Source organism: Sphingomonas sp. LH128, assembly GCF_000293195.2.
In the GTDB taxonomy this organism is placed as follows: Bacteria; Pseudomonadota; Alphaproteobacteria; order Sphingomonadales; family Sphingomonadaceae; genus Novosphingobium; species Novosphingobium resinovorum_A.
Window position 1 is genome coordinate 24,211 of the sequence record NZ_ALVC01000443.1, and the last position, 6,718, is coordinate 30,928.

A 6,718-nucleotide genomic window follows, 5' to 3' on the forward strand; every position below is an offset into this window, starting at 1 on the left:
CTGGCCCCCGGCCTCGTACAGTGCGAGATCAGGCTGCGGGCCGTGCATCCAGGTCTACCTCCAGTTCTCGGGGCCAGTATCGCAATGCGCGGCACGCCTCGACGAATCCGGCGGCGTCCTTCGCGTTGCCGAGCGGTTTGCAGGCCTCGTCGAGATCCTCGGCGATCCCGGCTTTGGCGAAGATGGCCTGCGCCTCCGCGCTGAAGCCGATGAACTTGCAGTGGGCGAAAGCATCGGTAACGAAGTCCTTCGCAGCGGCATCGCCTGCAAGAAGGGCCGCGCCTTCTTGCGACACCACGACCGCCACGGCATCGAAAAGGACCGATGGTCCGCCGTCGATTTTCTGCTTCGCCGCAACGCTCGAACCATCTGACAGCGTCACACCGGCGATCCTGGGCGCAATAACCTCATAGACCGCCTTTTCCTTGTCCACCGCCTTTACCAGCGCCTTGAACACGGCGGCATCGGCGCCGTCACTCAGAAGAATGCCGAGCTTGCGCCCCTTGAAGCTATCTGGACCGTTCTTGAGAATGCTCAGCTTGTCCGACGGCGGCAGGTCCACGAGCGGCTCACGCGCTGCTGCCGCAGCATCCGGCAAGGGCAGGCCGAGACCCTCCGCGACGGTTTGCGCCAGACCGCCATCGATGTTCAGCAAATGCGAAACCGTGCGTGAGCGGATGTCGGGGCGTTCCACCTTCGACAATTCGAAGACGAGCGCGTCGCCGATGTGCTTCTGCTCGATCGGCGTCTGCGACACGAAGAACTGACGCGCCTGGCTGTAATGGTCGGCGAAAGTTTCCGAACGTACCCGCTGCTTGGGCCCTTCCGCCTCCTGCGCAAAGCTTGTGAACCCGCGTGCCGGGTCTTCGCGCGGGCCGCCATGGGTCGGGCCCCAGCTGTTTGGTTCGTAGTTCGCGCGGCCCTTTGGGTTATGCATCGCCATATGCCCGTCCTGCTGGAAATGGTGCATCGGGCATTTGGGCGCGTTGATGGGGATATGCGTGAAGTTTGGCCCGCCAAGCCGCTTGATCTGGGTATCGAGGTACGAGAAATTGCGCCCCTGGAGCAGCGGATCGTTTGAGAAATCGATACCCGGCGGCACGTTTTGCGTACAGAACGCGACCTGCTCGGTCTCGGCGAAGAAATTGTCGACCACCCGGTCCAGCACGAGGCGCCCGACCACCCGGACCGGCACCAGTTCCTCGGGGATCAGCTTGGTCGCGTCGAGAACGTCGAAGTCGAAGCTGTCGGCGAAGGCATCGTCGAACAGCTGGACGCCGAGCTCCCATTCCGGGTAATCGCCCGAATTGATGGCGTCCCACAAGTCGCGGCGATGAAAATCGGGATCGGCGCCGTTGATCTTCACCGCCTCGTTCCACACTACCGACTGCAGCCCCTGCTTGGGCTTCCAGTGGAACTTCACGAACGTCGATTTGCCTTTGGCGTCGATGAGGCGGAACGTGTGAACGCCAAAGCCCTCCATCGTGCGGAAAGAGCGCGGGATCGCGCGGTCCGACATGGCCCACATGACCATGTGGAAGCTCTCGGGCGTCAGCGAGATGAAGTCCCAGAAATTGTCGTGCGCCGTCTGCGCTTGCGGAAATGCACGGTCCGGTTCGGGTTTGGCGGCGTGGATGAGGTCGGGAAACTTCATCGCGTCCTGGATGAAGAAAACGGGGATGTTGTTGCCGACCAGATCCCAGTTACCCTCCTGGGTGTAGAGCTTGACCGCGAACCCCCGCACATCGCGCGCGAGATCGACCGAGCCTTTCGAGCCCGCCACGGTCGAAAAACGCACGAAAGCCGGCGTCCGCTCGCCGACGCGCTGGAAAATGTCGGCGCGGCTGACGTCAGCAAGACTGTCAGTGAGTTCGAAATATCCGTGCGCCGCATAGCCCCGCGCATGGACGACGCGCTCGGGAATGCGTTCGTGGTCGAAGTGGAACATCTTCTCGCGGAAGTGAAAGTCTTCCAGCAGCGTGGGCCCGCGCGCGCCCTGCTTGAGACTGTTCTGGTCATCAGCAACCGGAATGCCTTGCTGGGTGGTCATCGTCGGCACCTCGCCGCCTGCGACCTGCCGGGTCTCTCCGCCAGCGCCCTGCGGCTCGCTGTACGCAAATGCGATGTCCGCATCCGCCGGAACAGGGTCCGCTTTTTGGAGTGACTCCCCGCCGATATCCACCCCGGCCAGGTCGGCTGCCGTCACCGGCTTGGAAGACTTGGACTGCGTCTTGCTGGGGGTCTTGGCCATGGTCATTCCTCGGGGATTGATCTGGCCATCCAACCCGGAACGTCACTCCCAGTTGCTTCCGAAAATCGTAAATTAACCTGCGTCAAGACGATTTATCGCAGATGCGCGCAACACTTCCCTGCCAGCAGCAGTTCAGATCATGCGCGTGTGCGCCGGACCACACCATCAGCATTGAAAAGGCATCGATGTTTACTGATCGCTTTCTCAGATACAAGCGCGGAGCCAGTCTCAGCGCCAACGAACGCCTCTGCCTCGAAGGGGCGATAGAGGAAGTGAGGACGCTGGAGGCTCGCCAGATCATCATCCGCGCGGGAACCGCACTGCACGAAAGCACTCTGCTGGTTGACGGTTTTCTGTCACGGTACATCGACGATCGCAACGGACTACGCCAGCTGGTGGCAATCCATGTGCCAGGCGACTTTGTCGATCTGCACGCCTACCCGCTCCAGACACTCGACCATGACGTGGCAACAATGACTGCCGCCACAGTGGCGATCGTACGCCATGAACAGCTCGATGCGATCATCGAGGAGCAGCCGCAACTGGGCCGCAAACTATGGTTCTCCACACTTATCGATGCTGCGATCCACCGCGCCTGGCTGTTCCGCCTCGGGCGCATGGATGCAATGGGAAGGGTCGCGCATTTTCTGTGCGAGACCAACGCTCGGCTGTTTTCGGCCGGGCTGAGCGACGGCCGCCGGTTTGCCCTGCCGCTGACCCAGAGTGATATCGCCGAAATATGCGGCCTGACCAACGTTCATGTGAACAGGGTCATGCGCCAGCTGCGCGAAGAGAAAGTCTGCATCTTCCGCTCTTCGCTCGTCGAAATCCTGGACGCCAAGCGCCTTGTCGCACGTGGCCAGTTTGATCCGGATTACCTCTATCTGGAAGATCCCGACCCCGTCCTGCCCTCTCATCTAGAGCACCCGTCATGACGATACAGCCGAACCCGCCCCAGCCAAGAGACGATCCCGGCGTTGCAAGTGCCGAGAACGGGGTCGTCATTCTGGACGGCCCCAACGGCATGGCCGTCACGATGACCGTCAATGCTGCAGTAAAAACCGGCCAAAGCCTTATTGCGGCGGCCAGGCTGGCCGAAGAGCAAGCTTCACGCCGCGAATGCTAGGGAGTTCGAAGTCTGTGTTCCGGCCACGTTGACTTCTTCTGTTAGCACGCGAAAACTGACAAGCTGCAGCGGGCCAAAGGCCGTGGTCAGCGCCGTATCCGCCGCATCGCGGCCACATGCCATAAGTATCCGCCCGATCCTCGGAACTTGGTGACGCGCGTCGAAGCTGTGCCATGTGCCGCCCAGATAAGCTTCGAACCACGCATGAAAATCCATCGGAACGTCGAGTGGCTCCACACCGATATCACCAAGGTATCCGCTGCAATAGCGTGCCGGTATGTTCATGCACCGGCATAGAGCCACGGCCAGATGGGCGAAGTCACGGCATACGCCGACGCGCTCGTTGTACGCTTCGTACGCCGTTCGCGTCGCGCGGGCGTGCTCGTAGCCGTACGTCAGGTGGCGATGAACAAAATCGACGATGGCCCTTACCCGCTGCCACCCCGCGGGTATGTGTCCGAACAATCCCCAGGCGATATTGGAGAGATGGTCTGTCTCGCAATACCGGCTTCCCAATAGATACTGGAGCACTTCGTGCGGCAGATCGGCCACCTCATGCTGCACAGCATCAGGACACTCGATGTCGGCCAGCCCAGAGTCGTGCATCAGAAAGTTGCAGGAAATCGTGGTGGTCCCGCTCGGCAGAGTGAGGCGCGTGCAAAAACTTCCGAAAGCATCATGGTAATGTTGCATCGGAATGCCGCGATCGTTCATGATCGCGTGAGGTGATCGCAAGTCCTGAAATCTTTCCGGACGAACGTTGAGCATCGCCACCAAAGGCGTTGAAGCCTCTACTTTAAGACCAATCTCATATCCGCCGCGAATTAACATAAATCAGGCTCCGGTGAAGCGCCATATACTCACCGAAACGGCGAGAAGATGGCTCTTGCACAAAGCGCCGTCCGGCTTTTAAGTTTCAACCATGCACTCGGCTGAACGCATATCTGTGCGACGGAAGCAAGGGTTGGCGATATCTGGACGGCAAAACGCCGCCCGTCCGAAATTGAGGGGCGGCGCAATCCACGACTTGAAAATTCGCTCAGCGCGCGGTTGCGGTGGAAGAAATTGACGATTGAAAGAAGGATGACCGCGCCAACGAAGGGGATAATCAGATCTGTAAGCGAAAATTCCTGCCCACACTGCCACGAATGCCCCGCAACGGCCCTGAAAGCGCATTGCCGATAATCGAGCCGGCACAGCCCACGACGATATTGAGGAAGGGGCCTATCGATGCATCCCGCTTCATCACCATGCTAGCCAGCCAGCCTGCGATGCCGCCAACGAAAAATGCGATGATCCAGCCCATGTGTCTCGTCCAGCGCACTTTCGGTCGGATGACCCGGTGGAAACGGCTCGTCCGCGGCGACGAGCAGCGGATCGACGTCCCGGAGGCCATGATCCATGTCGCTCTAGGCAGTCTCATGCTCCGCAGAATTGTCAATCCATGAACACTCTCAGACGGACTTTCAGACCCATTCGTAAATCGATGCCCACTTCCAGGCGCGAGGAAATCAATGTCAAACGGCAGGCGCGCGCTTTTTGCGGGTGAGCACATACCCCCAAAAGGCGCGACGCCTGATCCCCTTCCGATCTGGCGTCTGCTTGGCGAGCGGGAAGGTGCAAGGCTGCGGTGATCTCCGACGCGGTCTGGCGCCGAACGCATCACGGCATTTGGCGCGCAGAACTAAGATGTTGGGGAAACATCAAATCCCCTAAAGCGTTCGGTGACAATGCGCGGAAGTTGTGCCCCGCAAATCGCTTTCGCAGAGAGATGGTAGATCACCTTGGCATCAATTTCGCCTGACAGGCCGGCGCGATGAAATCTGGTTCTGACACTCCCGCTCGGGCCTGGACAGAATCGGAGCGGCTCGAAAGCCTCTTGCAGGCCGATATCCTCGACACACCGCCGGAGCGCGCGTTCGACGATATCGCTTGGCTTGCAAAGAACGCATGCGGCACCCCAATTGCGCTTGTCAGTCTGGTCGACAGGCACCGGCAATGGTTCAAGGCCAGGTTTGGCGTCACTACGCTTGAGACGTCGATCGACACATCCGTGTGCGCGCTGGCCATCCAGGGACCGGGCCTTTTCGAGATACGAGACCTTGCCGCCGATCGTAGAACCGCAAATTTTTCACTGGTCACCGGTGAACCCCACATCCGCTATTACGCCGGCGTCCCACTCCTCACGCCGGATGGCCTGCCGCTTGGTTCGCTCTGTGTCATCGATACCGTCCCAAGACCTGAGGGCTTGAACGAAGTTCAGCGCCAGACATTGATCGCACTGGCGGCCCAGGCGATCGCCCAGATCGAACTGCGCATGTTGCAGCGTAGAAGTGATGCGATGTTGGTCGCTTCCCGGTCAGTTGGAACGTGGGACTGGAACGTCGGCGATGATCTCATCGTGTCGGACGCGCGGTTGGCTACGCTCTACGGTGTGGACGTGGAGCGCGCCGCGCGCGGCGCGCGACTTGAAGAGTTCTTCGCAAGGGTTCATCCGGATGATCTCCCCGGATTGACAGCCAGAATCGAAAAGGCCGCGGAAGAGCTCGGGCCCTTTGCCTGCGAATATCGGCTGACCCAGCCGGATGGATCGATTAGATGGGTTGCGGCCGAAGGGCATTGCAGCCTTGCTCCCGACGGGATCACCAAGCACTTTCCGGGCGTAAGTTTCGACATTACCGACCGCCGGGGGGCAGAGGCTCGCCAAGCAGCACTACTCCACCTGACGGACGTGCTGCGCGAGATGGACAGCCCTGCGGACATTGCGTTCGCGGCGTCCGAAATTCTCGGGACCACACTTGGTGTCAGCCGAGCCGGATACGGCACGATTGATCCAGTTGCTGAGACGATAACGGTCGAGCGTGACTGGAACGCGCCGGGTGTGACAACCATCGCCGGGACATTGCATTTTCGTGAGCATGGCACCTACATCGAAGACCTGAAACGCGGAGAGACGGTGCTGTGCACCGATGCCGATGTCGATGTGCGCACGCGGGACCAGGCCGACGTCCTGAAGAGTATCACCGCCCATTCTTTCATCAATATGCCGTTGCATGAGAACGGTGCGTTTGTTGCTCTGATCTACGTGAACAATGGCACTCCGCGCACCTGGTCCGCTGACGAAGTGATTTTCATGCAGGAGATTGCTGCCCGTACTCGAAGCGCAACTGAAAGGCGGCGGGCCGAGCATGACCTGGCCGCTCTCACCCAATCGCTCGAGCAGCAGGTCGAAGAGCGCACCACCAGCCTGATGATGACGGAAGAACAGCTTCGGCATTCTCAGAAAATGGAAGCCGTAGGTCAGCTCACCGGCGGTCTGGCTCACGACTTCAACAATATGC

At 60.0% G+C, this 6,718-nt stretch carries 5 protein-coding genes and 2 pseudogenes; 4 read left to right on the forward strand and 3 right to left on the reverse strand.

Features of this window, described 5'->3' with window-relative positions; genetic code table 11:
• Positions 1-28: 28 nt before the first annotated feature.
• Positions 29-2,251, reverse strand: coding sequence for a catalase (locus LH128_RS27645; RefSeq protein ID WP_008833001.1), 2,223 nt, complete (start codon positions 2,249-2,251; stop codon positions 29-31).
• 185 nt (positions 2,252-2,436) lie between these two features.
• On the opposite strand from LH128_RS27645, the gene LH128_RS27650 reads away from it, so the two are divergent.
• Both LH128_RS27650 and LH128_RS32560 read left to right on the forward strand, forming a co-directional pair.
• The gene (locus tag LH128_RS27650) at positions 2,437-3,186 is read left to right on the forward strand and encodes a Crp/Fnr family transcriptional regulator (protein WP_008833002.1); all 750 of its coding nucleotides are present in this window, start codon (positions 2,437-2,439) and stop codon (positions 3,184-3,186) included.
• Entirely contained in the window at positions 3,183-3,377 is a 195-nt protein-coding gene (locus LH128_RS32560) for a hypothetical protein (protein WP_083274884.1), read from the forward strand. Before LH128_RS27650 ends, LH128_RS32560 begins: the two co-directional genes overlap by 4 nt.
• On the opposite strand, the gene LH128_RS27655 is transcribed toward LH128_RS32560, so the two are convergent.
• Both LH128_RS27655 and LH128_RS32565 read right to left on the reverse strand, forming a co-directional pair.
• Positions 3,360-4,208, reverse strand: coding sequence for a transglutaminase-like domain-containing protein (locus LH128_RS27655; protein WP_008833003.1), 849 nt, complete (start codon positions 4,206-4,208; stop codon positions 3,360-3,362). The genes LH128_RS32560 and LH128_RS27655 overlap by 18 nt on opposite strands.
• Before the next feature lie 215 nt (positions 4,209-4,423).
• Positions 4,424-4,683 (reverse strand): annotated as a pseudogene (locus tag LH128_RS32565) (GlsB/YeaQ/YmgE family stress response membrane protein); the annotation flags it as partial.
• A 7-nt stretch (positions 4,684-4,690) separates the two neighbouring features.
• Here LH128_RS32565 and LH128_RS34830 point away from each other — a divergent pair.
• A pseudogene (locus LH128_RS34830) lies at positions 4,691-4,825 on the forward strand (IS5/IS1182 family transposase); the annotation flags it as partial.
• 431 nt (positions 4,826-5,256) lie between these two features.
• A partial coding sequence (locus LH128_RS27665) for a GAF domain-containing protein (RefSeq protein ID WP_172705196.1) occupies positions 5,257-6,718 on the forward strand: 1,462 nt, incomplete at its 3' end.

Excerpts from the sequence above, each read along its gene's own strand:
- LH128_RS27645 (WP_008833001.1), bottom strand. The coding sequence starts at position 2,251 with ATGGCCAAGACCCCCAGCAAGACGCAGTCCAAGTCTTCCAAGCCGGTG.
- LH128_RS27650 (WP_008833002.1), top strand. The coding sequence starts at position 2,437 with ATGTTTACTGATCGCTTTCTCAGATACAAGCGCGGAGCCAGTCTCAGC.
- LH128_RS32560 (WP_083274884.1), top strand. The coding sequence starts at position 3,183 with ATGACGATACAGCCGAACCCGCCCCAGCCAAGAGACGATCCCGGCGTT.
- LH128_RS27655 (WP_008833003.1), bottom strand. The coding sequence starts at position 4,208 with ATGTTAATTCGCGGCGGATATGAGATTGGTCTTAAAGTAGAGGCTTCA.